We start from the raw sequence: 24,230 nt of genomic DNA, 5'->3' as shown, positions 1-24,230 counted from the left end.
ACCCCACCAGGCCGCCGCAGTGCGCCTGATGCGAACCGGTCCCGCAGCAATGGCGTCAGTGGCTCTCAGGCGAGGACGACTGGCTTGCCGCTCAGCGCCACACCGGCTTGGCGTAGCTCACTGATCGCGGTGCTGGTGGTATCGGGGGCAACGCCGGCGGTGTAGTCGAGCAGAACCCGGACGGGGAAGCCCGCTCGTACGCCGTCGAGCGCGGTGGCCTTCACACAGTGGTCGGTAGCGATGCCGACGACGTCGAGCTTGCTGATGTGGCGGGCGCGCAGCCAGTCGGCCAGTGATGTGCCGTCCTGGGCCGAGCCAATCGAAACCGCTCTTCGAGGCGGAGTACGCCCCCTTGTAGAAGACCTCGTGCACGTCACCGGAGGCGACGACGGGCGCGAAGTCCGGATGGAACTCGCCTCCCTCGCTGCCGACGACGCAGTGCTCGGGGAAGGAGCTCTGGAAGTCCGGGTGCTCGGAGAAGTGGTCCCCCGGGTCGATGTGGTGGTCGCGAGTGGCGACGATGTGCGCGTACCTGCCATCGGCGCGCCGCACCAGGTCGGCGATGGCCACGGCTCTGCCCGCGCCGCCCTTCACCGGAATGCTGCCGCCTTCGCAGAAGTCCTTCTGCATATCAACAACGATCAGTGCACGGTGCACGGAGACCCTTTCCCGCGGAGGAACCCATTGCCGGTATGGTCGCTCCCTCCGTCGGTGGGCCGACGCAGCACTCGCCCGTACTCACCCGATAGGGACGCAGTTGGCGAATGGGTCCAGCTGCGGGTCGAGCACCTGGCCGAGACTCAAGCACCTGGCACACCCCCGGGTTGTCCGCCGTCTGGCGCACCGGATCGATCGGCCGGGTTCGGGACCGTACGGCCAAGGAAGTCGAACTCGACGGGGCCCCCGCAGCCACAGACCTCACTCTCTGTGGGAGCCCGCGCCCTTACGGGTGTGCTGGCCGGCACGTAGTAGCCGGGCGCGTGCGGCGCAGTGCGTCGTGCACGGGAGTGGAGTGGGCCGGGGGTGTGCGTCGCGCGCTGGTCGTCACTCCCTGTCCGGGTTCTCATTCCTGGCGCTGGCTCCGCCACGGCCCCGCGGCCGGCTACCAGCTGGTCGCGGGCTTCGGCGCGGAGCTTGCGGCTACACCCGCCACCGAGGCGGGGGCAGAGAGCCACCCCGGCCATAACACCACGACGGGCTCCGAGTTGCTCGGTTCGCCCCGAAGGATGATCGTTCCGGAAGACCAGCTCTCGGCGTGGTCCGTAAGGGAAGCCCGGCACGTCTGCACCTGCCAGCCTGCGGAGCGATCAAGTGCGGGCCCCGTTCAACGCCGGACCATAAACGACAAGGTCAGAGACTGTTTCATATCCTCTGCGCGCAGGACTAGGCCATGAAGTCCGGGAGCGCATCGGGGCAGATGATGCCGGAGTTCCTTGGTTGTGATCTTAGGTCGCGCTTCCAGTGCCCCCTTCACGGGTGGTTTGGCATTCACACAGGTCAAGGGCTGCAGAAGGACAGTGACACTTGGACGGCTGCGGGGGGAATGACCTGACCATCGGGGCGGGAGCCGTCCGCATGCCTTTCCGTCGACCGAGAAGGCGAAGCATGGCGAACGAGTTGAAGTATGGCGACCAGGTGCACCTGCAGAACGGCTACAACAGCTGGGCGGGCGGTTACCTGGACACCAACGGCAACAGCAGCGACGGCGGGGCAAAGTACGACGTGTCGACGGCGGACTCGCCCACGCGGGGGGAGGGCACCGGAACCTGGCAGATCCTCTCCGCCGAGGGCAAAGCCATTGGTGCCAACGTGGTCAGCGGAGACCTGGTCTACCTGCGGAACCTGTACGGCGGTGACGGCGGCTACCTCGACACCAACGGGCACGCGACCGCCGACCAGAAGAACAGCGGCGGCAAGTTCAACGTCCTGACGTCCAAGGACAAGGACCGCGCACCCGGCACCGGCCGCTGGCGCCTCTTCGCCCAGGCATCCAGCCCCGGTGACCAGCATGTGCGGCCCGGCGACGTGATCCACCTGTGGAACACCTACGGCGACAACGGCGGCTTCCTGGAGACGAACGGAGACGGACCCGCCGGCGGCAAGTACGACGTGTGCACCAACGCCTACTACAACCGGGCACAGAACGTCGGCGACTGGAAACTCCACCGCGCGTAGGCCGGCGCCGGCAAACGTCGTTCACCGCCGTGGCCCAACTGCGGCAACGCCGGAAGTCCCGGTGCCTTCGGTCCCGGCGGCGCCCCTGCCGTAGCGGACGGTATGTCCTACGGTGTCGGCGGGAACGGCGGATCAGCAGCGCATGGCAACAGCGGAGGCGACGGCGGCCAGGGCAGCGAATGGGACGCGAACGTCGGCAACGCCAAGGCGAGAAGTAGGTCCGCCTGGACGGACGGGCCGGCATCTCCAGACACCACGGAGCCCGAGGCGCCGACGGTGGCTTTGTTCACGAGAACGTTCTCGTGAACAAAGCCAGTTCTTTGACGGCTTCCGCGCCACAGGCTTCCGCTCAGCTTCGCGGGCCTCGTGCCTACTGCGGTACGACGTAGGGGAACTGGTCGTTACGCTGGGCTTTGGTGGTGGCCGGTGAGAGGCCGCTGGGCACTGGCATGTTGGTGACCAGGGACATCATCACCTCGGGTGCGTTGTCCGCGCGGGTCCGGCCGTTGCGGGCGGCGAAGCCGAATGAGGCGGGGGTGCCGATCACATAAGGGAGGACGTCCGGAAGAAGCTGTGCGGCGACACTCTCCCCGTAACCTGCGGGGTCGGCCGAGGTGCCGGTGGCCGCGACCACCTTGGCGATCTGGTCGGCGATCGCCCGGCCGTCGGCGGCGATGTCCTCCGACGGGTGGCGGGTGTTGGCGGGGTTCGAAAAGTCTGTGTCGTCGGGCCAGAAAATCGGCCACATCATCGGATAGCCGCCCCGGTTGATCTGCCTCCAGCCCCCGGCGTCGGTGGCCAGCTTGGTGGCACACCACACTCCGGTACGGGTCCCGGGCCGCAACCGGTCATGTGTGTGCGGGACTTCGAGGACGATCGCTTCCACCGTGGTACCTGCGAAGGTGTTCTGCGCCTCCTGGGGGTTCCAGGACGACAGGTCCACCGCGGTGCCCTTGCCAACGGCGCCATTGACGGCGGCAAGCAGGGAAAGGTCAACATAGAAGGCTTCCTGGACGCGTCCGGCCCAGGCGCGGATACCACCCGCTTCGGCAGGCTCTCCGGTACGGCCTTCCAGCACCAACTCGCCTTCGGTGTCGTCGCCTTGGGCGTTTGTGTCGGTCAGGGAGTGCAGGTGCAGCGGCTGCGCTCCGTTCGGGTCGGGCTCGCCGAAGGAAAACCGGAAGGTCAGGGTCTCCTGGTCGGCGCCGTCGAAATGTACCTTGATTTCGTAGCGCGCCTCGTGGTGGAAGCCCGGCTCGGCGTAAACCCCGGTGATGTTGGAGTTCACGTCCATGACGAACACCGTGCTGTCCTCGCCGGGGAAGACATAGAGGTCGTCGATGAACAGCTGACCGTTCTGCGCCGCCAGCGGGGTGTCGAGGTGATGAGACATGGCTGGTCCGTTCTCGTCGCGATCTGTGTTGTTCGGATTGCGGTTGCGCCGGATGATGGCGAGGCGCGGCGCGCCTGCCGGACTGGCGGGCGATTCTGGTCAGCAGACGCCGACGGGATTTCGGGCGGCCCGCAGCATGGGCTGTGACCCACAAGCAGTATTCGTCGGTACGACCCCGATCGCTACCTGTGGGCGACTTGCAGCGCCATGACCAGCGCGGGCAGCGAGCTGTGACCAGTTGGCTACGGAATTGCCCCGAGGTCCGTGGTCACGGCATCTGCAACGGCCGGCTTCCCGGTGTCAGCGATACCGGGCCTGGGTGAGGCCGACCAGCTCGGCAAAGGCGCCAGGGCCCTGGCGGAGGGTGAGCGGGCCTCGACGGTGTGCGTCCCCAACGTCATCACGGGTCGGCCCCCGACAGCGTGCGCCCTGTGCCCGGCTTGCGGCCCCTACCCGCCCTCGCCGCCCTCGCCGCCCTCGCCGCCCGGCAGCATGCGCCCGGGGCGGCCCGGCCGCTCAGGGCCCGGGGTGGGAGGTGGCGGCCTTCAGCTTCCAGCCACTGCCGCTGCAGGCCTCGTGCAGTGGCGGGAACCGGTGCCCCTTCACGTCAGTGCTGTACCCATGCCCCTGGCCGCAGTCGCATTCGTAGATCCCTGACTGCGGGACGATCTCACCGGGGTGGTGAGCCTTCTCGCTGCTCTCGCTCATGACGTCAGTGTCCGCAGCGGCTCTCCCGGCAAGTCCCTTCGCCCCTCGAACCCCGCCCGAAGGCACCCAAACGGCGGCCAGCCGCGGTGGAAGACATCGACGGTGACCTGGAACCTGCCCGAACCCATGCTGACCGTTGCCGTGGACAGACCTGACGTGCCTGCCGGGTGGGCCGCAGAGCCCAAGTGGGACGGATTCCGGGCACTCCTCTCCGTCGAGACGGGAGGGGTGGTGCTGCGCTCCAGGCGCGGCACCGAGATGGCGGCCTCGTTTCCGGAGATCGTGGCCGGGGCCGCGCAGCTGCCGGACGCGACCGCCCTGGACGGCGAACTCGTCGTCTGGGACGCCACGGGCCGGCTGGCCTTCGAGCAGCTGCAAAACCGGCTTGCCCGGCGCGGTGCCGGTGCGGCCCGGGCGGCCGGCGAGTGGCCGGCGCACTTCGTGGCATTCGATCTGCTCAGGTTGTCGGGGACGGACACGACCGGGTGGCCGTACCGGCGGCGCAGGGCCACGCTGGAATCGGTGTTCGCCGCCCGCCGGCTCGTCGCGCCGTGGACGCTGTGCCCGTCGGCCACCGACCCGCAGACCGTGGGCGAGTGGCTGGCGTGGGCGTCGGTCGGGATGGAGGGCGTGGTCTTCAAGCGGCTGGACGACGTCTACCGGCCGTCGGTGCGGGGCTGGCGGAAGTACAAGGTCCACGAGACGAGCGAGGCGATCGTCGGCGCGGTCACCGGCTCCCCGACCGCTCCGGGGACGCTGTTGCTCGCACGGTACGACGACGAAGGCCGTTTCCAGTACGTCGGCCGCACCACCACCCTCGCCCGCCAGGCAGGCGCGGCGCTCGCCGGTCTGCTCGTCGCGGGGCGGCACGAGCATCCATGGATGGGCTGGTCGTTCTCCGCCGGGTGGGGCAGCCGAGAGCAGCGGGACGTCGCGCTGGTGGAACCGCAGCTGGTGGTGGAGGTCGGCGTCGACGTCGCCCGTGACGCCTCCGGCCGGTGGCGCCATCCCGCGCGCTGGCATCGCGCCTGGCCCGACCTGTCCCCCGCCGACGTCCCCCGCCTGACGGCGCCGCCGTACTGAGTGATTGGGTGATCGCCCAGACGGCCCTGGCCGCGTAGCTGGTGGCCGGGCTGGACGACGGCGCCGACTCGCTCGTCTGAATGAACATCGACGCGAAGCGGAATGGCGAACCTTCCGCGGCGGCTCCGCTGAGGGCCATTGCCACCTTGCGGGAGTGCGGCATGGGTGTGAGGGCCACCAGGTCGTCATCGACGCCGACACCCGGCTCGTCGTCGCCATCTACTGCTTGGACAGGGGCGTTGAGCTTCTCTTCGGCTGACCGCCGCAGGCAGTCTCCTGCCAGAGGTCACCCGCAGTTACGGGACAGCCTTTCGACGTCATGCCGTCACGAAAGGCATTCGTGTACGTCCAGCATCTGCAGATATTTTCTGAGCTTGACGACCTGCTCGTTTCGCAGCTTGACATATTGATCGTGCAACTCGACATATTGATTGAAGATCCGGCCGTTCCCCGATTCGTCGGTAGCTTGATGTGTATCCGCCGCGAAGTCGGCATCCGTCTGACTCACTTCTTGCAGAGCCTGAATGAGACTGTCCACCTCCTTCTTATGTTCCTCGGGGCGTTTGATCTTCCCAAAGTCCCGTTCGATCGCACGTTCGCGCCCGGTTAGAACGTCCAGGTCATTCGCGGGCGGTCGTGCACAGGTCGGGGGCCTTCTCCCGGGCCATCACCGCAGCCGAGCCGAGTCCCATGGACGTTCCGGCGCAGCCCGCACCGGCCGAGCCCGGCGGCAGCGCGCTGCGCCGATTTGGGCGTCGGCGAGGTGTGCTGCCTCGGCGGCCGTCCAGCAGCGGGCCGGGTCGGCCCTCGCGGTGAACGGCTGCCCGGCCAGGTCGGACCCCAGCGGGTCGAGGTTCCATCCGGCGTCGGCCCACTGGGCGGGTGAGCGGCCGGTCAGGGCGGCGGCGTCGGCAGCGTCGCGGACCGCGAGGATGCGCAGCATCTGGTACAGGCGGTGCGCGGGGTGAAGACGGTGCCGGCGAGCGCGGCGGCCGCCTCCTGGTTCGCGCCGACGACTGCGTAGGCGGCCACCGACCGGCCATAAGCCTGCGTGTATGCCTGAAGTGCCGCCCGCCGTTCCCCGGTCAGCGGCAGGACGTACTCGGTGATGCGGGCCGGTTCCCGGCGGGCGACGTAGATCCTGCCGGCCTCCTCGTCCACGTGCACAAAGTCGGCGAGGTGCTCGCCGGGATAGTCCGTGGGCACCTCGTACAAACCCTGCGGCCGGTTGCCGGGGATGGGGCCCAGACCGCAGCAGCCGCCAGCCCTGACGGCGCACCGCATCGGTGGGATCGTCCGTGCTGACGGCCACCACCTTGCAGGCATCGGCAGGTTCGCGAGGGCTGTGCGGGGAACACCTTCCGCCCGCAGCACGAAACCGTTGACGACGGCGGTGAACGCCGCTCCGATCACGATGCCGACCGCCAAGTCGACAGCATTTCCGCGCAGGATGAAGCTGCGGAAGCCCTTCACCTTTTCACCCCTTCAAGGCCCATGACGTCGACGGGCGGCACCCCGGCTCCCCACCCCGGATGCCCTGCCAAGTCTCCCCCATACCTGCCGGGCGGCGGTACGGCCGCCGCCGGCTCGCCGAGGTCCGCACGACTCCGCGAAGTTCGCGTCATGTCTTTGTAGTCAGATCGCCACGCTGGCTACCGCTTTGTCTCGCTCAGGGTCACTCGGGCGGGTCGACGCGTGATTGGAGCTGCTGCCAGCAGTGGCGAACGTGCTGCTCAGCCTCTCGTACGGCGGAGGAGGTATCGTCGGAAAGCGCGGCTGGAGATGATGGGGCCTTGTCCTTGTCGGCGTGGGGTGTGCTGCGGCGACGCGGCGGGTGAGCAGCGCGGGCGCGTTGTGTTCGGCCGCCCTGCTGGAGGACCGCTGCCCGGGCGACCAGGATCGCAGCCATGACTGCTGAGGCGGTCAGCGTGGCAGCCGCGTGCTGATCGGGCGCGACCGCTGTGAGCACCACATGGACGTCGGAGCTGCCCAGTGGCGCTACCGGTCAGGGCACGGATGGCGACGGCTGCAGCGTGGACGGGATGGGCGATACGGGTGTGGATGCGCTGAGCCACGGCCTCATGGTGCGGGCTGGGGGCGGCAAGGTCGGTGAGGCCGTCAGCGCGATGGGGGACGGCGCCGTGCTGGGGCCGGGCAACTGGCAGGCCGTGCCGCGCCGGAGGTGGGAGTGGTGGCAGCGGGTCTCCTGGCGGGGCGCCGGGGGCGTGAGGGCAGCGCGTACCAGGGTTCGTTGTCAGGGGCGGGAACGGGGGCGCGGTGCCACCAGGGGTAGTTGGAGGCGTGTGAACGGGGCGGTGCGCCGGTGTTGAGGTGCCGGCGGGCGGCTTCGAGGGTGTCGATCACATGGTGGCAGACGGCGCTGAGGATGGTGGTCAGGGCGGCCGGTGGTGGGCCACTGACGACGAGGGTCAGGCGGGTGCGGGTGCGTTCGCGCAGGGCCATGAGGTGCTCGAGGTGGCGTTCGGTGATGCGGTGGGCGCGGCAGATGACGTAGTGGTCGATGTGGAGGGCCTGGGTCCATGCGACCGTCGCACGCCGGGACGACGAGACGATCCTCCGTCACGATGGCCGGCCGGACGCTTGGGGAACAGCCTCCCGAGGGAAAGGCCCGCGCTGTCCAGGCCTGGCGCTCCGGCCTGGCGCAGTTGGTGCGATCCGTCCGTCGTAGTCGTGTCCTTCAGGACTGGCATGGGCGCGCAGGGAGATGGGGTCGTCCTTGCCGGCGGGCCGAGGGTCCGCACGCGTCCGGTCAACTGCTCCCTTCTGTATGCGGGTTTCCCCGGCCGCAGGTCAGGGCAGTACTGTCGGCGCCGGGCGGGGGGGGAGGTGTCTGTGCGGGAGACCATCGGGCGACACGGCAGCGCGGCGTACGCCGTCCTGGCTGTCGCCCTGCTCGTCGCGTGGCTTCCCCTCACCAGCCTGACCGCGATGGCCCTGTTCGTCCTCGGCCACGACAAGGGCTACCGGGACGACGGCGACTACGGGTTCTCCGATGTGCTGGACCTGGTCGGCGTCCTGCTGATCGCGCTGCTCATCGCCTACGCCCGCGCCCGCTCTCGTGCTCCGCAACCCACCGAACCGGTCCGGCCCGGGACCACGAGGCCCGCGCCGGTACGAGCGGGGAAGGGCAGCTCGGTGCGCATCCAGGCATGCCTGGTGGTGGCCGAGTGCCTGGGCGGTGCTCTCCTCGCGGCGGCGACCGGCGCCGACCTCATCTCCAGCGCACTGGCCGGTGCCGGCGTGTCGCTGCTGGTCACGGGATTGCTCCTCGGCGCCTGGATCCGCGACCTGCCCCGCCCCGCTGCGACGCCGCCGCGCCGGGGCACCGGATGGGGTCCGGTGCGCCCGCCACGAACGGGCGCGGGTTACGGATCCGTACGTCAGCCAAGTGGGCCCGCGTCCACGCCGCGCCAAGGTCCGGAGTCGGTACCACCGGATCCCGGGATGTTCCGCGGACGTCCTCCCGCGCCGGGCGACGTCTGGTTCGCCGAGCTTCCTTTCGACGACGGCACCGGCTCGAAGGACAGGCCATGTCTGGTGGTGCGCACCTTCCGCCATCACGCCCAGGTGCTCAAGGTCACCAGTGCGGACAAGAGCGGCCACCCCGACTATGTCCGGATGCCGGTGGCCTCCTGGGACCCGACCGCCGTACGGGACAGCTGGCTCGAGCCGGCCCCGCTGCGCGAACTGCCCTACGAGGCGTTCCGGCGGCTCGCCGGGCCGTGCGACACAGGCGTCTGGGAGCAGGTGAAACGCCGCCACGGCGTTCGCTGAGCGCTTCCCGCTCGGCTAACAACGGCCGACACAATGAGTTCAGTTGTCGGTGGGTGATCAGGCAGCAGGCGAGTCCGAGGAACCGCTTCTTGGATGCCTGCTCGTCGTTCCCAGCGCACACGCAGCCGCCGAAAGCCGTGGAGCCAGGCAAAGGTCCGCTCGGCCACCCACCGGTAGACGCCGAGCCCGGAGCCGTGCTCGGTGTCGCATCGTGCGATGGCCGGCACGATGCCGCGGGTGCGGACCTGCTTGCGGTAGCGATCGTGGTCATAGCCGCGGTCCGCGTAGAGCGTCACCGCTCTGCGGCGGGGCCGGCCAACCCGGCCGCGAACGGGCGGGACGGCATCCAGCACAGGCAGGAGCTGGGTAACGTCGTTGCGGTTCCCACCAGTCAGGATGGCCGCCAACAAGGTTCCATGCCCGTCGGTGATGAGCTGCTGCCAGACCCCGGCCTCGTTCCAGTCCCGCAACCGCGCCAACACGTCATGCCGGAACCGAACCCCAGCTCCCGGGGCAAGTACTCCCATTAGATGTCCGTGTGCAGCACATACACGATCCCGTACAACACCTGCCGGTTCAGCGACGGCTTCCGGCCCAGATACCGGAACCCGCGCTCCCGCCTCGCCAGCAGCGGCTCGCTCCACTGCCACAACTCATCTGACACGATCCACGGCGATGCCATGCCCCCCATCCACCGCACCGACTCGACCGGCCGCACAGACACGGTCCACGGCATCACCACACCTCACTGTGTCAGCCGCTGTTAGCGGACGAGTAGTGGGCGTTGATCGAACCGGTGATCACGGCCTGGAAACAGGAGAGGGTGGCGCGGTCAGCGACCGGAGATCCCGGGTCCTGTGATCTGCGGGAGGTCGTGAACGCGATCCTCTGTCGGAACCGGACGGACCGTCAGGCGCCGCCCCATGGCTTCCGGTCTGCTCGACGACTCGCTGGCCGGGCTCGGACTGGGATGTAGCACAGCCGTCTGACCGCCGGTGAGATCGTCGACACGCAACAGGGCAGGGTGTCGGGTTCCTCAGCGTCGCGAGGGTCGATGTCGAAGAAAGACCGCGCGAGAACACCGTCAGGAACGGTTTCATCCACAGGGCTCTCGCGAGGGTTGAAGACGCTGACCTGCTCATCGACCCCAATGGCGATCAGGCTTCATCCCGACTCATCGTGCCATCAGCCCCGTTGCTCTCACAGCCGGTCGGGGGTGCCTTCGGTCCTGCGCGTCGATGTCTCTTCGGCTCTGCGCCCACAGAAACCTGCAGGATACATGAATGCGTCGTACGCCGTAACGGTCCATTGGCACGCTTCCCCCGTCGTTCAAGATCGGAAGGGGAGCCCCTCCATGGCAGAGCCTCAAATCGGAACGGGAACAAGCCGACGCGCGTTCCTGCGCAGTGTGGGTGTGACCGGCGGTGCCGGCGCCATGTTCGCCACGATGGGGGCGCTCGGCCTCGCCCCCACCGCCTCCTACGCAGCGGAGAAGGAAGCACCGTTCCGCGCCCCTAAGCGCAGCGACTTCACCCTCCAGGGCCGTAAGGGCAGGCCCGCCAAGGTCGTCGTCATCGGCGGCGGCATCGCCGGTCTCACCTCGGCCTACGAACTCGGCAAGGCCGGCTACGACTGTACGGTCCTCGAAGCACGCGATCGCGTCGGAGGCCGCAACCTCACCGTCCGCGGCGGCGACCGGCTGACCGACATCAACGGTGTCAGCCAGACCGCGGGATTCAGCAAGGGCCAGTACATGAACGCCGGCCCCGCACGCCTCGCCCAGTGGATGGTCACCCTCGACTACTGCCGCGAGCTCGGCGTGCCCATCGAGGTCTTCACCAACACCAATGCCGGCGCGCTCATCTACAACGAGACCACCGGCATGAAGGCTCCGGTTCAGTACCGCACCGCCAAGGCCGACGTCTACGGCTACATCTCCGAATTGCTGTCCAAGGCCACCAACTCCGGTGCCCTGGACGCTGAGTTGACGGCGGACGACAAGGAACGGCTACTCACCTTCCTCAAGAGCTACGGCTCGCTCGGCTCCGACTACACGTACACAGGGACCGAACACCGCGGCTTCAGCGTCGTCCCGGGCGCTGCCGGCACCCCCGGCGAGAAACTCGGTGACGTACCTTCCCTCTCCGATGTGTTCGCCTCCAACGTGGGCCGCTACTTCTCCTTCGAGTTCGGCTACGACCAGGCGATGCTGATGTTCCAGCCCGTCGGCGGCATGGACCGGATACCGATGGCGTTCGCCCGCGCCATAGGCGAAGAGAAGATCCGCACCGGCGCACCCGTCACCGACATCAAGAACACCTCCGACGGCGTGTTGATCACCTACACCCAGAACGGCCGTACCCGCACCATCACGGCCGACTACTGCATCGCCACCCTCGCCCCGCACATCCTGGCCAGGACCTCGCACAACCTCGGCACCGCCGTGCAGACCGCCCTGCGGGCGGTGAAACCGTCCTATGCCTCCAAGATCGGCCTCGAGTACAAGAGCCGCTGGTGGGAGAGGGATTTCAGAATCTTCGGCGGCATCACCGAGACCGACCTGGACCTCGATCACATCTGGTACCCGTCCTACGGGCACCTTGGCGAGCGCGGCCTGATCATCGGCTACTACAACACGGGTGCCCACTCCGACGTGTACTCGGCCCTCACCCCGGCCCAGCGCCTGGAACGCGCCCTTGACCAGGGCGTCAAGATCCACGGCGGCAAGTACCGCAGCGAACTCGCCGCGTCCTACTCCCACCAGTGGAAGTTCGTCCCCTACCTCGAAGGCGCCTGGCACTCCATGCCCGGCGGCCCCGACGCACCGGCGTACGCGCCGCTCAACACGGCCCAGGGGCACGTGTACTTCGCCGGTGACTACCTCAGCTATCTGGACGCCTGGCAGCACGGCGCGATCTCCTCTGCCCGCAAGGTCGTCACCGAGTTGCACCAGCGCGTGCTCGCCTCCTGACGCGCCCTCGCGGCCCGGTCGCCCGCAGGGCAGCGTCTTGCTGCACGGTTCGCCGCCCCCCACGGGGCACAGGTCGCGCCGTGGGGAGCGAGCGTGCATGACGGTGGTCTCACCGTCGCTCCCCACGCGCGGGGGTCGGGCGGAGTGGGTCAGCGCTCCCGCTGAGTTCTCCGCGGTCGCTCTCCACACGTACGGGCCGGACACGGCCTGACCTGCGGCTCTATGACCGCCTTGCCGTTTCGTGTCCGATGTCGTTGAAGGTGAAGAGCGTCAGCGGATCGCTCCGCTGAGGTGGCAACCGCGCCGCTGCCATGGGCCCGGATTTCGCACAAGACAAGTCTCACAGGGGTTCGACCCACTTTTAAGTGAGAACGGCTTCTGAGAGGCTGACGCGAGCGTCGGGCATGCTCCCGTACTCGCCGACCCAGCGGCGGAACTTGTCCCGCGTCACCTCCTCCCGGCCCAACAGCCGTGCTGCACCAGCCGGCCGCCGAAGAGCAGCAAGTGGTAGCGGCTGGCGCCGGTCATGCGAGACGGATTCCTCGCGACCGGCCCGGCTCGCGGACGATCGCGCGTTTCGCCTCCAGCTCGCGCAGCTGGTAGTACACGGAGGCCCGGCTGCGCATGCCGACAGCCGCGCCGATCTGCTGCATCGTCGGCGCTTCGCCGTGGTCGGCGATGTGCCGGCGGATGCAGCGCAGGATGCGCTCCTGGGTGTCGGTGAGGTAGTCGACGCGGTGCATACTTCGATTAGAGCGCTAGTTCGAATTTGAGAGCAAACGAAGACACGGCAGGCCAGGAGGCGCAGGTGGGTGGTGAGCAGCCGATCTCGCGTCTGGACGCGCTGCGCTTCGCCCGGCGCGTCGTCGAGCAGCAGGCCGTCCGGCAGCTGGGGCTCATCGACCGCTGGATCGCCGAGGCGGAGCGGCGCCAGGGAACTGAAGCGAGAACGCCCCGGCGAGCGTGCTGGCCGGGGCGAACCCGCGAGGGGCGTGATCGTGAAGGGCGGTCGCCTACGCGGCGAAAGGCAATGCGAGGCTTCAGCCGAACGATCGTCCTCACATGCAATAGATGAGGCCCGGGGACACTGGCCCCTCACCATCACGGCGTGTTCAACCACACCTGCCCGGCGAACATTCCCGCGTTCGTCCTGCCCGTCCTGCCGTCCGCAGTCCAGCGTGAATGCCGTCCGCGCTCGCTCGGCCCCTGCCTGGACCCCCACGGCGATCACTCGCTCTCACTCGTAAGGCACCACGCGCCCGTATCGAAGCCTTCTCGGAGCTCACCCGAGCACGGCTGGCACCGCCGACGTCGTCGCCATGAGCTGACCTACTCGGTCGGGTGAACACCGCCAGAAGCGGAGAACTACGGGCGGCTCCGGCGCGTGGTGCCGGGCATGAAGCCGATCAGCGTAGTACACGTGGCGGAGCCGGGTCTGGCCGTCGTCTAGGTCGCAGCCTGTGACGACCAGACCGCCTTCGCCGTTCAGGAACTGCTCGCCGGGCGGTGGGCAACCGCGACCGCGGACACCACGCCCGGGGCGCCTGGCGAGCCCGGCGTCCGGCTGCGCTTCTACCTGGACGTGCGCCAAGAGCTCGGTTACTGGGTTCGGCGCTTCAGGGTGACGAGATGGGCCGAGGAGACGCCCGTGGCGCGGCGTTCACTCCGCCATGGCCTGGCCGAGGGCTGTGAGGTGCGCCTTGCGACGGGTACTGGACCAGCCTGGTCGCGTGCGGTGGGCAACGTCGCCGCCGCCGGGCTGCTCACTCCCTGCTGGAGGGCTCGGCAGGGCGCAGGAGGACCACCGTCAGGCCTGACACCCGAGATAGCGGCCCTCACACCCGCGGGGTTCGGGTGCTCAGCCGGTCGATCTCAGCGAGCACGCGGTCCACATGCGGACGCACCTGTGCCTGCAATGCATCGCTCCAGCTCTCCTCGGCGTACGGGCAGTTGAGATAGAGCTGCCTGGCGTGTTCGAGGGCGGGCCGATGCTCGGGCGGGAGCTGCGCGAGGGCCCAGTCGGCAGCGGCGTCCTTCGACTTGATCTGGCCAGTGGCGAGCGTGGTCCAGATTCGGGCGAAGGTCAGCAGAACGTTGCGGGTGTCACTGTCCAGGCCGTCGAGCAGGCCGGGGATACCTGCCACGCTCGCCCGGATCAGGTCGGCCCGCGGAACCGGGTCGAGGACCTGCGCGGGGCGGGGGCCAGTGCGGGGGCGGTCGCCGTTCAGCGCCATGGTGATCAGCAGGGCCAGATCGGGCATCGGCTCAGCCTGGGGGACCTCCCCGGCCTCGTACTCGGCACGCAGCCACTCGCCGTAGAGGAAGTCGCAGGTCGGCGGGTACCGCCACGGCCGGACCTCGGACTGGACGATCACGGTGACCTCGACCGGGCGGACCTTGTTTTGGGAGCCGGAGATCCGGAGCAGCCCACCGAGGAGTGCCCGTCGATCCTGTTCGTCCATTGGCCGCCGGGAGACGACCAACACGTCCACGTCGCTGGCCGGCCTGAGCCCACCGAGCACGGCGGAGCCGTGGAGGTAGGTGCCGATGACATCCTGGCCCAGCACACCGCCGACCAGCCCCACGATCTCCTGAACCTGATTCACTGCACCAGCGTCTCCTGCCATCCGGCGGACTGCACAGCATTATCTGACTTCGGCTGGTCAGGACGATGTAGGGATGTCTAGGGCGAGGCCGATGCCGGCGATGAAGCCGTCGAGGGTGGCCAACCGCATCCAAGCCCAGTTGACACAAGTGAGCCGTGCTCCTTCCCGTCCCGCAGCCCACGTCAGCGACCAGTCCCCCGCCCCCGTCGCGCACCCTCTCCGCGAACAACGCCAGGACAGCGCGCTCCTCGGGTGTTCTTCCAAGAGTGCCGCGTCATATCTGCATAACTGGCGTCCTCGGTGTCGTAAGACGTCCGCGTGTCTTCCAGCCAGCCGTCGGCGCTCAGTCTCGTTCCCACAGCCGCAGGCTTACCCAACAGCCCCAGTTGGAGATCGTCTTACAGTAGTTCAGAGAAGTGACCAGGCCGAAGGAGATCGCGCCGGACCAGATCGCTCGGGGCATGGCACACCTTTCCTACTCGCCCCGAGCACCCCCAGCCTATGGACGTCACCCACGGCCCGCACCGTGTCAGCACACCAGCGCCCCGCCCACGTGGCGTACGCAAAAGGCCGTGATCAGAGCACCCATTCGGCTCCGTGTACGTGCACTGGCAAGGGGCACCCCGCTGTATGCGTTGTGAATGCCCTCCAGAGTGAGGGTGTCGCGGCCGGCCCCCGAGTCCGATCGCGACACCCTCACCGGACACCGGCCCGGAACGTCGGCAAGCAACCGAGTGGGATGGGACGGCTCCCCCACCCTGCTGACCCCGCCACACGCGTACGCAAGGTGGGCCGCCCCCGCACGAGGCGACCCACCGTCGACGGCGTCCGGCCCATGGGCCGGCGTCATCTACCGCCGCGTGAGGTCAGTGGCGGTGGTCACCGCCGTGACGCCAGCCGTCACCGCGGTGGTCACCACGGTAGCGCCGGTCGTCGCCGCGGTGGTCGCGGTCGTAGCCCCAGGACACCTCGTCGACAAACCGGTCACGGTGATTGCGCAGGGTCGCGGTGTCGGAGTGGTTGTCCCACACGTACGCCCGCCGGTCCTGGTACAGGTCCGTCCTGTTGTCGCGGCCGATGCCGGTGTGGACACGGACGGTCGCGCGGCCGCTCAGCCGGTAGTGGTCAAACGTGTAGGTGTGGCCGTCCTCGTCCGCGAGGGTCCAGCCGTCCAGGTTCACCGCCCGCCGCGAGTCGTTGGTGAGCTCCACCCACTCGGCGTTCAGCGAGCGGTTGGAACGGTCGTCCCGCCCCGGCGGCCGCCGCGTCGGCGAGGATTCGATCGAGCAGAGGGTGCCGGCCATGCCCGCCTCATCGACCACGACGACGTCGCCTCAGCGTAGTTGGAAGTCCTTGCCGGCCGCTTCGCCTTGGCCGGCCCGGCCGAGCCGGCCGTGCTGGTGCAGCCAGGAGTGCAGGGTGTGGGCGCGCCGCTGGAGGTCGTCGCCGAGGACTTTCGCCGCGCGGGAGGACGGTGCGAGCGGGATCAGCCGTCCGCCGGCCGCATCCACCGCCTTGGCCACCAGCTTCATCGCCGTGGTCTTTCCGGCGCCCGCAAGTCCCAGGCCGCCGGAACACCCTGCTGAGGCTGATCGCCTCGCGGCCGGACCCGCCACCTCCGCATCAGCTGCCCTCACGCGGGTGCGTTGTCGTCTGTTGCCAGGTGCCGGGGAACGTGTGACCGCCTTCCCGCCCCGTGCCGGAGCGCTCCAGTCACAGTGGCGGTGGACGGGCCGGGGCGGTGCGCCACAGCGGATGGAAGCCGGTCACAGCACAGCACAGCATGATCCGCGAGCGAATCCCGTGGCCACACCGGAGGCCCAGGAGGCCGGGTACGGTCGGCAGCACTCAGCCGCTGCACCCGCGAGGGCCCACGCCGCTTCCCCGAGACGGCCCTGCGGCCTCAAGCGACCTCTGCCTTCGCTGCCCGTGCCACTCGGCGGAGTGAGGCGTGGACTCACAAGGGGGACGTCGGCCCCGAGGACGAGGCCGGTCGGAAGGCCGTAGCCCCTACCGGTGGCAAGGTCACGCGGCCGTGGTCATGACCTGCCTCAGCCGGCGAGCGGTACGCGCAGTGGCATGTGCGCCGGGTTCGCGGCGACTGACCGGGTCACGCCGCACGCGGCACCGGATACAGGAAGTTAACGCCCGGGACTCGGGCGCGAGACCGGTGCGGTCGAGCATCGCCATACCTGTCAAACGACAGGTAACCGCAACCGATCGGAGGTGCGGCGATGAGCCGGCCCGAATTCGTCGCTCGGCAGCGCCCTGACGGTGACGTCACGACCAGTCCCGCCGACGTCGGCTACCAGCAGGAACTTCGCCGCGGAGTCGGCGGCTTCGCGTCCTTCGCCGCGGGCTTCTCCTTCGTGTCCATCCTCACTACCGTCTTCCAGCTCTTCGGCCTCGGCTACGGCCTCGGCGGCGCGGCCTTCTTCTGGACCTGGCCGCTGGTCTTCGCGGGCCAGTTGCTGGTCGCGCTCTGCTTCGCCGAGCTGGCGGCGCGCTGGCCCATATCCGGGGCGATCTACCAGTGGTCGAGCCGGCTCGCCGGCACCACGGCGGGCTGGTTCACCGGCTGGATCATGATCATCGGACAGATTTTGACGGTCGCGGCGGCAGCGATCGCGGCGCAGGCGGTGCTGCCGGGCATCTGGTCCGGCTTCCAGCTCGTCGGCGGGCCGGGCGCAGATCCCTCGCTCGGCTCCCCGACCGGCGCGCGGAACGCGGTCCTGCTGGGCTGCCTGCTGCTGGTGGTCACCACCGTGGTGAACATCCTTGGCATACGCCAGATGGCCGCCGCCACCAGCTTCGGCGTCACCGTCGAGATCATCGGCGTGGTCGTGCTGGTGCTGGTGCTCTTCTTCCTGCCCGAGCGGGGCCCGCAGGCCGTGCTCCACGACACCGGCTGGTCCGGCCACGGCGGCTACGCCGGTGCCTTCCTCGCCTCCTCGCTGATGGCCGCGTACGTCATGGTCGGCTTCGACTCGGCGGGAGAACTGGCGGAGGAGACCCACAGCCCGCGCCGGACCACCCCCCGGACCATCCTGCGGGCGCTGATCACCTCCGGTGTCGGCGGGGCGCTGCTGATCCTCGCGGGGCTGCTGGCGGCGCCCAGCCTGACCGACGGCAAGCTCGCCGCCGGCGGCCTGGCCTGGGTGCTCACCGACCGGCTCGGCGGCGTCCTGGGCCGACTGCTGCTGTGCTGCGTCGCGGTAGCCGTGTTCGCCTGCACCCTGGCCGTGCAGAGCTCCGGCGCCCGGATGATGTACTCCATGGCGCGCGAGGGCGCCTTGCCGTTCCACCGGCACCTCGGCAAGGTCTCCGCCCGTACCGGCACACCGGTCGTCGCGTCGGTCGTCGTGGGCGTGGGCGCCGCGATCGCCCTGCTGGTCAACGTCCGCCAGTCGGCGATCTTCACCGCCCTCTCCAGCCTCTGCATCGCCATGCTGTACCTGGCCTATCTGGGCGTGACGCTGCCGCTGCTGATCACCCGGATCCGGCACCGGCGCACCGGCGGCCTCCCCGGCGGCGTCGACGAGACCGGCCGGCCGCTGTTCTCGCTGGGCCGTCGGGGGATCGCGGTCAACACGCTCGCCGTGCTGTACCAGACGGGCATGACGGTCAACCTGGCCTGGCCCCGCCCGGAGATCTACGACCTCACCGGCGGGACATGGTGGCTGCGGTGGAGCGCCCCGCTGTTCATCGGGCTGAGCCTGGCCGCCGGCGCCGGCTACTTCCTCGTCCGCCGGCTGCACCGCCGTATCGAGCTGAGGCACGTACCCCACACGCACGTCGAGCCGCCGGCCGCGGCCCGGACCGTCACCGAGCCGGCGTGACCCCGACTGCCCACCGCCGACCGCCTGATCGCCCGACCACCTGATCGCCCGACGTACAGATGACTCACCGACGAGAGGATGACGGGACATCCATGAACACGGCCGAAGGGTCGACGGCCGGCGCGCCGCCGTGCGACCAGCACCCCACCGCACCGCTCATCGCCCCGCTCTCCGGACAACCGACCGAGGGGCGGGCCGCCGCCCGGGTCCGGGATCTGCACCTGACCGACAGCGTCCGCAGTGCCCGCGTCGACGCCCGCGCGCAGGGCGGGCAGGCCGGCACGTGGATGCCGTACCTGCCCGCGTCCGGCAGCCCGTGCTGCCCGCCGGGGGTGGACCCGGCCGCCCTCGTGTGGGCGGAGACGGTGGCACCCGGCGGCTACACCCACAAGGTCCTCGCCCGCGGCACCCGGCTGCGCTTCGACGACCCGACCGGTGACGCCTGTGCCCACCTGCTGCTCTTCAACGCGCTGGAGCCCGTCGAGCGGCTCAACGTCGCCGACACCCAGAAGATCCCGTGGCAGGCGTACCTGGGCGAGAACCACCCGTTGCTGTCCGGCGACGGCCGGATCCTGGCCGTGGTCAGCGGTGACTCCTCCGGCCGGCACGACGCCTTCTGCGGTACGAGCACCGACGCGTGGAACGCACGCAAGTACGGTGACGCCCGCCCCGAGGGGCCGTCGCCGTCCGGCCGCGGACTCTTCCTCAAGGCCGCCGCCAAGCACGGTCTGAGCCGCCGCGATCTGCCGCCCGGCGTCTCCTTCTTCCAGGGCGTACGCGTCGAGGCGGACGGCACCCTCGCCTGGCAGGGCAGCGCCGGTCCGGGCACGTATGTCGAACTCGTCGCGGAACTGCCCCTGTTGGTGCTGGTCGCCAATGTCGCCCACCCGCTGGACCCGCGGCCCGGCTATGTCGTCGGGCCGCTGCGGGTGCACGCCTGGCGCGGCGAGCCGACCGGCCCGGACGAACCGCGGTTCACCGCCACGCCGGAACTGCACCGGGCGTACCTCAACACCGCCGACTACTGCGAAGCCAGGGGGCTGTGACATGGCGACCACGACTCGGACCGAGAACACACCGATCACCCGTCCGACCGCCGCGGGCGGCACCCTCGCCTCCACCGTGCCGGTGGGCACCGTGTACGCGGAAGGCTCTGCCCTGGACTGGGGAACGAGCCTGGTCGAGGGCGCCGTCGTCCTGGACGAGGTGGTGGCCCCCAACGCGCCGTGGTCGGCGGTGGTGGCGAAGGGACACGTCCTGACCATCGTCGACGTCGGCGGGAACCAGTCGGCCGACTGTCTGCTCTACAACGCCGCCGATCCCGGGGAGCGCTACAGCGTCCCTGACACCCTGGCCTGGCAGGGCAACGCCTACGTGCGCACGGGGACCGTGCTGCGCAGCGACGAGGGGCGCCCGCTGATGACCGTCGTGGCCAACGAGATCGACCGCCAGGACACCATCGGCGGCGCCTGCGGCAAGGAGTCCAACACCCTGCGCTACGGCCACCACGTGATGTTCCAGCACGGCTGCCGCGAGAACTTCCTCGCCGAGGCCGGCCGACGCGGCCTGGGGGTGCGCGACCTCGTCTCCAACCTCAACTGGTTCATGAACGTGCCCGTCGAGGCGGACGGCGCGCTGGGCATCGTGGACGGCATGTCCGCACCGGGCCGCCGGGTCGCGGTGCGCGCCGACATGGACGTCCTGGTGATCGTCTCCAACTGCCCCCAGATGAACAACCCGTGCAACGACTTCAACCCGACCCCGCTGCGCATGATCGTCACGGACCCGACGGGGGGCGACCAGCCGGGCGGCCGGGACGGGGGTGGGCTGGTGGGGGGTGGTCCGGGTGAGGCCGGCCCGGATGGGGGTGGCCCGGTTGTCGGTGGCCCAGGTGGAACTGGCCCCGGTGGGGATGGCCCAGGTCGGGCCGGCCCAGCTGCGGGTGGTCCGGGCAGGGAAGGGCCGGTGGCCGGGGGCCCGGACCCGGCGGCCCCCGTTGGCCTCGGCGTGTTCGCCCCACCGTGCCCGCACACCGCCCGCACCACCTCGGAGGACGCCGCGTGACCCGCCCCACCGTCGTTCTCGTCGCCAACCGCGGTGAGATCGCCCGACGTGTCATCCGTACCGCCCGGAAGATGGGCCTGGGCACCGTCGCCGTGTTCTCCGACGCCGACCGGGCCGCCCCGCACGTGCGCGAGGCCGACCAAGCGGTCCGTCTGGGGCCGGCGCCGGCCCGGGAGTCGTATCTGCGCGGCGACGCGATCATCGAGGCCGCGCTCGCGCACGGCGCCGGCATCATCCACCCCGGCTACGGCTTCCTCTCCGAGAACACCGCCTTCGCCCGTGCCGTGGAGGAGACCGGACTGCGTTTCGCGGGACCGACCGCCGACCAGATCACCGCCTTCGGCGAGAAGCACACCGCCCGCGCCCTGGCCAAGGCGGCCGGAGTCCCGCTGCTGACCGGTACCGAGCTGCTCGCGACCGCGGAGGAGGCCGTCACCGCGGCCGGGTCGATCGGGCTGCCCGTGATGGTCAAGGCCACCGGCGGTGGCGGCGGCATCGGCATGCAGGCCTGCGCCACCGCGGACGAGGTGCGCGACGCCTTCGCCCGCGTCGCCGCCCTCGCCGAGTCCAACTTCGGGTCGGCCGGGGTCTTCCTGGAGCGCCTGGTACGCCCCGCCCGCCACGTCGAGGTGCAGGTCTTCGGCGACGGCACCGGCCGGATCGCCGTCATCGGCGACCGCGACTGCTCGCTGCAGCGCCGTAACCAGAAGGTGATCGAGGAGGCCCCGGCCCCGGCCCTGCCCGCCCATGTCCGGGCGCTGCTGCACGACTCCTCGCGGCGGCTGCTCGCCTCGGTCGGCTACCGCGGCGCGGGCACCGTGGAGTTCGTCTACGACCCGCTGCGCGAGGAGGCCGCGTTCCTGGAGGTCAACACCCGGCTCCAGGTCGAACACCCGGTAACCGAGCAGGCGTACGGCGTCGACCTCGTCGAACTCATGCTCACCCTGGCCCGGGACGGCGCGGTCGATGACGCGGTGTTCACGAGGGAGTGGACGCCCACCGGGCACGCCGTGGAAGCGCGTGTCTATGCGGAGGACCCCGGCCGGGACTCACAGCCCTCCTCGGGCCTGATCACCCGGGCGGCCTTCCCCGGCCAGGGCGCCGACGGCATGCCCGGCGTCCGTGTCGACGGCTTCGCGGAGACCGGCCTGGAGGTCTCTCCGTACTACGACCCCATGCTCGCCAAGGTCATCGCCCAAGGCCACACCCGCGACGCCGCGTTCGACGTCCTGGGCTCGGCCCTTGCCGCCAGCCGGGTCGACGGCGTCGTCACCAACCTGGGCCTGCTGCGCGCGCTGACCGTACGGGAGGAGGTGCGCGAGGCCGTGCACAGCACCAGCACCCTCGCCACCACCGGCGATCCCGATCCGCGCATCGACGTCCTGGTGCCGGGAGCGATGACCACCGTCCAGGACCTTCCCGGCCGGCTCGGCTACTGGCACGTGGGCGTACCGCCGAGCGGCCCCTTCGACCCCGTCTCCTTCGCCGAGGCCAACCTGGCCGTCGGCAACCCGTCCGAGGCGCCCGCACTGGAAGTCACCGCGGGCGGGCTGACCCTGCGCTTCTCGGACGCCACCGTGGTCGCCGTCACCGGGGCGCCCGTCCCGGTCACCGTGGACGGCACCGCGGCGGCCCTGTGGGAGCCGGTGCCGGTCCCGGCCGGCGCCACCCTCGTCCTCGGCCCCTGCCACGGTCCCGGCCTGCGCAGCTATGTGGCCGTCCGGGGCGGCATCGACGTACCCGAATACCTGGGCAGCGCCTCGACCTTCACCCTCGGCGGCTTCGGCGGCCACGGCGGCCGGGCCCTGCTCGCCGGAGACGTTCTGCGGCCCGGAGCCGCCACGACCGCAGCCGGCGGCCCTACCCCGATCGAGCGCCGCCCCGCGATCACCCAGCACTGGCGGATCGGTGTCACCGAAGGGCCGCACGCGGCACCGGAGTTCTTCACCCGCGAGGACATCGACGCCCTCTACGCCACCGACTACCAGGTGCACCACAACTCGGCCCGCACCGGCATCCGCCTGATCGGGCCCAAGCCGCGGTGGGCCCGCCAGGACGGCGGCGAGGCCGGGCTGCACCCCTCCAACATCCACGACACGCCGTACGCGGTCGGCGCGCTGGACTTCACCGGCGACACGCCGATCGTCCTGGGACCCGACGGGCCGTCCCTCGGCGGATTCGTCTGCCCCGCGGTGGTCGCCAGCGGCGAGCTGTGGAAGCTCGGCCAGCTCCGCCCCGGCGACACCGTCCGCTTCGTGCCCGTCAGGGAAGCCGAGGCGGCCGCCCTCGACGCCCGTCGCGCCTCACCAGCGCTGATCAGCAGTGGCGGAGACGGCGACGACGGTGTCCTGGGCCGCCTGCAGGCCACGCACGACCGGCCCGATGTCACCTACCGCCGCGACGGCGACGACAATGTCCTCGTCGAGTACGGCCCCATGGTGCTGGACCTCGGCCTGCGGATGCGGGTGCACGCCCTGCAGGAGACCCTCGCCACACACGCACCCGACGGCATCATCGACATCACCCCGGGCATCCGCTCGCTGCAGATCCACACCGATGCCCGCCGGCTGAAGGCCCGCGACCTGACCGCCCTCCTGCGTGAACTCGAGGACGAGGTACCGCCGACCAGCGAGTTGGTGGTGCCCTCCCGCACGGTGCGGTTGCCGCTCAGCTGGGACGACCCGGCGACCCGGCTGGCCATCGAGCGGTACATGGCCGGGGTGCGCGACGACGCCCCGTGGTGCCCGTGGAACATCGAGTTCATCCGCCGCGTCAACGGCCTGGAAAGCGCAGACGACGTCTACCGCACCGTCTTCGACGCCTCCTACCTGGTGCTCGGCCTCGGCGACGTCTATCTCGGCGCCCCCGTCGCCACTCCGCTCGACCCACGGCACCGCCTGGTGACCACCAAGTACAACCCGGCCCGCACCTGGACCGCGGAGAACTCCGTCGGTATCGGCGGCGCCTACCTGTGCATCTACGGCATGGAGGGCCCCGGCGGCTACCAGTTCGTCGGCCGCACCGTGCAGATCTGGAACCGTTTCCGCAAAGGCGGCCTGTTCCAGGACTCACCGTGGGCGCTGCGCTTCTTCGACCGCATCGAGTGGTACCCCGTCACCGCGGAGGAACTGCTCGAGCTGCGTGCCGAGACCGACGCCGGCCGCGGTGCCTTCGACACCGAGGAGGGGGCCTTCTCGATCGCCGAGTACAACGCTTTCCTGGCCGCCAACTCCGGCTCGATCGCTGCCTTCCGGGAACGGCAGAGCGCCGCCTTCGAGGAGGAGAAGGAACGCTGGCGGGCCTCCGGCGAGTTCGACCGCGACGACGATCCCCGGCCTCCGGCCGCCGACTCCGCCGCCCTCACCGTCCCGGACGGCACGGTCGCCGTCACCGCGCCGTTCACCGCGACCGTCTGGCAGACCGTCGCCGAACCGGGCGCCGCCGTCGCTGAAGGCGACCCGATCCTCTGGCTGGAGGCGATGAAGATGGAGTCGAAGGTGGGCGCGCCCGCCGCTGGGACGCTGATGGAGATCTACGTGAAACCCGGCGAACAGGTAGCCCCCGGCCAGATCCTCGCGGCGGTGAGGATATGAGCG

The 24,230-nt window shown here is 70.0% G+C and carries 16 protein-coding genes and 5 pseudogenes; 10 read left to right on the top strand and 11 right to left on the bottom strand.

The window, feature by feature from the left end; genetic code table 11:
- Window positions 1-65: 65 nt before the first annotated feature.
- A pseudogene (locus tag OO52_RS34605) lies at window positions 66-657 on the bottom strand (isochorismatase family protein).
- A gap of 948 nt (window positions 658-1,605) precedes the next feature.
- Here OO52_RS34605 and OO52_RS34600 point away from each other — a divergent pair.
- Window positions 1,606-2,175, top strand: a complete 570-nt coding sequence (locus tag OO52_RS34600) for a hypothetical protein (RefSeq protein ID WP_030939868.1) — start codon at window positions 1,606-1,608, stop codon at window positions 2,173-2,175.
- 370 nt (window positions 2,176-2,545) lie between these two features.
- Here OO52_RS34600 and OO52_RS34595 read toward each other — a convergent pair whose 3' ends face one another.
- Both OO52_RS34595 and OO52_RS34590 read right to left on the bottom strand, forming a co-directional pair.
- Entirely contained in the window at window positions 2,546-3,568 is a 1,023-nt protein-coding gene (locus OO52_RS34595; protein ID WP_030939871.1) for a DUF4331 family protein, read from the bottom strand.
- A gap of 516 nt (window positions 3,569-4,084) precedes the next feature.
- Window positions 4,085-4,276, bottom strand: a complete 192-nt coding sequence (locus tag OO52_RS34590; RefSeq protein WP_030939874.1) for a hypothetical protein — start codon at window positions 4,274-4,276, stop codon at window positions 4,085-4,087.
- Between the two features lie 156 nt (window positions 4,277-4,432).
- On the opposite strand from OO52_RS34590, the gene OO52_RS34585 reads away from it, so the two are divergent.
- Window positions 4,433-5,359 carry an ATP-dependent DNA ligase gene (locus OO52_RS34585; RefSeq protein ID WP_245240323.1) on the top strand — a complete coding sequence of 309 codons (927 nt, stop codon included), beginning with the start codon at window positions 4,433-4,435 and terminating at the stop codon, window positions 5,357-5,359.
- 325 nt (window positions 5,360-5,684) lie between these two features.
- On the opposite strand, the gene OO52_RS51085 is transcribed toward OO52_RS34585, so the two are convergent.
- The 3 genes and pseudogenes from OO52_RS51085 to OO52_RS48260 form a co-directional block, all read right to left on the bottom strand.
- Window positions 5,685-5,897: a hypothetical protein gene (locus tag OO52_RS51085; RefSeq protein WP_158712594.1), complete on the bottom strand. Its 213-nt coding sequence runs from the start codon at window positions 5,895-5,897 to the stop codon at window positions 5,685-5,687.
- Between the two features lie 356 nt (window positions 5,898-6,253).
- Entirely contained in the window at window positions 6,254-6,565 is a 312-nt protein-coding gene (locus OO52_RS52235) for a hypothetical protein (RefSeq protein WP_199820036.1), read from the bottom strand.
- 165 nt (window positions 6,566-6,730) lie between these two features.
- Window positions 6,731-6,832, bottom strand: a pseudogene (locus OO52_RS48260) (MscL family protein); the annotation flags it as partial.
- A gap of 1,380 nt (window positions 6,833-8,212) precedes the next feature.
- Here OO52_RS48260 and OO52_RS50130 point away from each other — a divergent pair.
- The gene (locus OO52_RS50130; RefSeq protein ID WP_051847942.1) at window positions 8,213-9,154 is read left to right on the top strand and encodes a hypothetical protein; all 942 of its coding nucleotides are present in this window, start codon (window positions 8,213-8,215) and stop codon (window positions 9,152-9,154) included.
- Window positions 9,155-9,209: 55 nt separating this feature from the next.
- Here the strand turns inward: OO52_RS50130 and OO52_RS48255 are convergent.
- Window positions 9,210-9,836: pseudogene (locus OO52_RS48255) on the bottom strand (IS5 family transposase); the annotation flags it as partial.
- A gap of 102 nt (window positions 9,837-9,938) precedes the next feature.
- On the opposite strand from OO52_RS48255, the pseudogene OO52_RS54355 reads away from it, so the two are divergent.
- Window positions 9,939-10,067 (top strand): annotated as a pseudogene (locus OO52_RS54355) (IS5/IS1182 family transposase); the annotation flags it as partial.
- A 441-nt stretch (window positions 10,068-10,508) separates the two neighbouring features.
- On the top strand, window positions 10,509-12,125 hold the full coding sequence (locus OO52_RS34555) for a flavin monoamine oxidase family protein (protein WP_030939891.1): 1,617 nt from the start codon (window positions 10,509-10,511) through the stop codon (window positions 12,123-12,125).
- Window positions 12,126-12,649: 524 nt separating this feature from the next.
- Here OO52_RS34555 and OO52_RS34550 read toward each other — a convergent pair.
- Window positions 12,650-12,868: a LexA family protein gene (locus OO52_RS34550; protein ID WP_037671099.1), complete on the bottom strand. Its 219-nt coding sequence runs from the start codon at window positions 12,866-12,868 to the stop codon at window positions 12,650-12,652.
- Between the two features lie 719 nt (window positions 12,869-13,587).
- Here OO52_RS34550 and OO52_RS53200 point away from each other — a divergent pair.
- A pseudogene (locus OO52_RS53200) lies at window positions 13,588-14,079 on the top strand (DUF6207 family protein); the annotation flags it as partial.
- Here the strand turns inward: OO52_RS53200 and OO52_RS34545 are convergent.
- The 3 genes from OO52_RS34545 to OO52_RS53190 all read right to left on the bottom strand — a co-directional run bounded on the left by OO52_RS34545 (window position 13,961) and on the right by OO52_RS53190 (window position 16,263).
- Window positions 13,961-14,752 (bottom strand): aminoglycoside nucleotidyltransferase ANT9, encoded by a 792-nt coding sequence (locus tag OO52_RS34545; RefSeq protein WP_037671096.1) that lies wholly within the window; start codon window positions 14,750-14,752, stop codon window positions 13,961-13,963. The pseudogene OO52_RS53200 and the gene OO52_RS34545 overlap by 119 nt on opposite strands.
- An 845-nt stretch (window positions 14,753-15,597) precedes the next feature.
- Complete coding sequence (locus OO52_RS34540; protein WP_051847944.1) at window positions 15,598-16,035, bottom strand: lamin tail domain-containing protein; 438 nt, start codon at window positions 16,033-16,035, stop codon at window positions 15,598-15,600.
- 30 nt (window positions 16,036-16,065) lie between these two features.
- Window positions 16,066-16,263 carry an AAA family ATPase gene (locus OO52_RS53190; RefSeq protein ID WP_030939897.1) on the bottom strand — a complete coding sequence of 66 codons (198 nt, stop codon included), beginning with the start codon at window positions 16,261-16,263 and terminating at the stop codon, window positions 16,066-16,068.
- Window positions 16,264-16,965: 702 nt separating this feature from the next.
- On the opposite strand from OO52_RS53190, the gene OO52_RS34530 reads away from it, so the two are divergent.
- The 4 genes from OO52_RS34530 (at window position 16,966) to uca (ending at window position 24,227) form a co-directional block, all read left to right on the top strand.
- The gene (locus OO52_RS34530) at window positions 16,966-18,570 is read left to right on the top strand and encodes an amino acid permease (RefSeq protein WP_030939899.1); all 1,605 of its coding nucleotides are present in this window, start codon (window positions 16,966-16,968) and stop codon (window positions 18,568-18,570) included.
- 92 nt (window positions 18,571-18,662) lie between these two features.
- Window positions 18,663-19,616, top strand: coding sequence for an urea amidolyase associated protein UAAP1 (locus OO52_RS34525; protein WP_030939901.1), 954 nt, complete (start codon window positions 18,663-18,665; stop codon window positions 19,614-19,616).
- 1 nt (window position 19,617) lies between these two features.
- Entirely contained in the window at window positions 19,618-20,634 is a 1,017-nt protein-coding gene (locus OO52_RS54350) for an urea amidolyase associated protein UAAP2 (RefSeq protein WP_037671094.1), read from the top strand.
- Window positions 20,631-24,227, top strand: coding sequence for an urea carboxylase (gene uca / locus OO52_RS34515; protein WP_030939905.1), 3,597 nt, complete (start codon window positions 20,631-20,633; stop codon window positions 24,225-24,227). Before OO52_RS54350 ends, uca begins: the two co-directional genes overlap by 4 nt.
- The last annotated feature ends 3 nt before the right edge of the window (window positions 24,228-24,230 follow it).

Origin of the sequence: Streptomyces flaveolus (assembly GCF_000716535.1) — a bacterium.
GTDB classification, from domain to species: Bacteria; Actinomycetota; Actinomycetes; order Streptomycetales; family Streptomycetaceae; genus Streptomyces; species Streptomyces flaveolus_A.
This window is presented reverse-complemented; position numbering and strand designations above follow the sequence as displayed.

Bases quoted from the DNA above. Each gene is read 5' to 3' on its own strand.
- OO52_RS53190 (WP_030939897.1), bottom strand. From the start codon at position 16,263: ATGAAGCTGGTGGCCAAGGCGGTGGATGCGGCCGGCGGACGGCTGATC.
- OO52_RS34555 (WP_030939891.1), top strand. From the start codon at position 10,509: ATGGCAGAGCCTCAAATCGGAACGGGAACAAGCCGACGCGCGTTCCTG.
- OO52_RS34590 (WP_030939874.1), bottom strand. From the start codon at position 4,276: ATGAGCGAGAGCAGCGAGAAGGCTCACCACCCCGGTGAGATCGTCCCG.
- OO52_RS34595 (WP_030939871.1), bottom strand. From the start codon at position 3,568: ATGTCTCATCACCTCGACACCCCGCTGGCGGCGCAGAACGGTCAGCTG.
- OO52_RS34550 (WP_037671099.1), bottom strand. From the start codon at position 12,868: ATGCACCGCGTCGACTACCTCACCGACACCCAGGAGCGCATCCTGCGC.
- OO52_RS34530 (WP_030939899.1), top strand. From the start codon at position 16,966: ATGAGCCGGCCCGAATTCGTCGCTCGGCAGCGCCCTGACGGTGACGTC.
- OO52_RS34600 (WP_030939868.1), top strand. From the start codon at position 1,606: ATGGCGAACGAGTTGAAGTATGGCGACCAGGTGCACCTGCAGAACGGC.
- OO52_RS34525 (WP_030939901.1), top strand. From the start codon at position 18,663: ATGAACACGGCCGAAGGGTCGACGGCCGGCGCGCCGCCGTGCGACCAG.
- OO52_RS54350 (WP_037671094.1), top strand. From the start codon at position 19,618: ATGGCGACCACGACTCGGACCGAGAACACACCGATCACCCGTCCGACC.
- OO52_RS34540 (WP_051847944.1), bottom strand. From the start codon at position 16,035: ATGGCCGGCACCCTCTGCTCGATCGAATCCTCGCCGACGCGGCGGCCG.
- OO52_RS34545 (WP_037671096.1), bottom strand. From the start codon at position 14,752: ATGGCAGGAGACGCTGGTGCAGTGAATCAGGTTCAGGAGATCGTGGGG.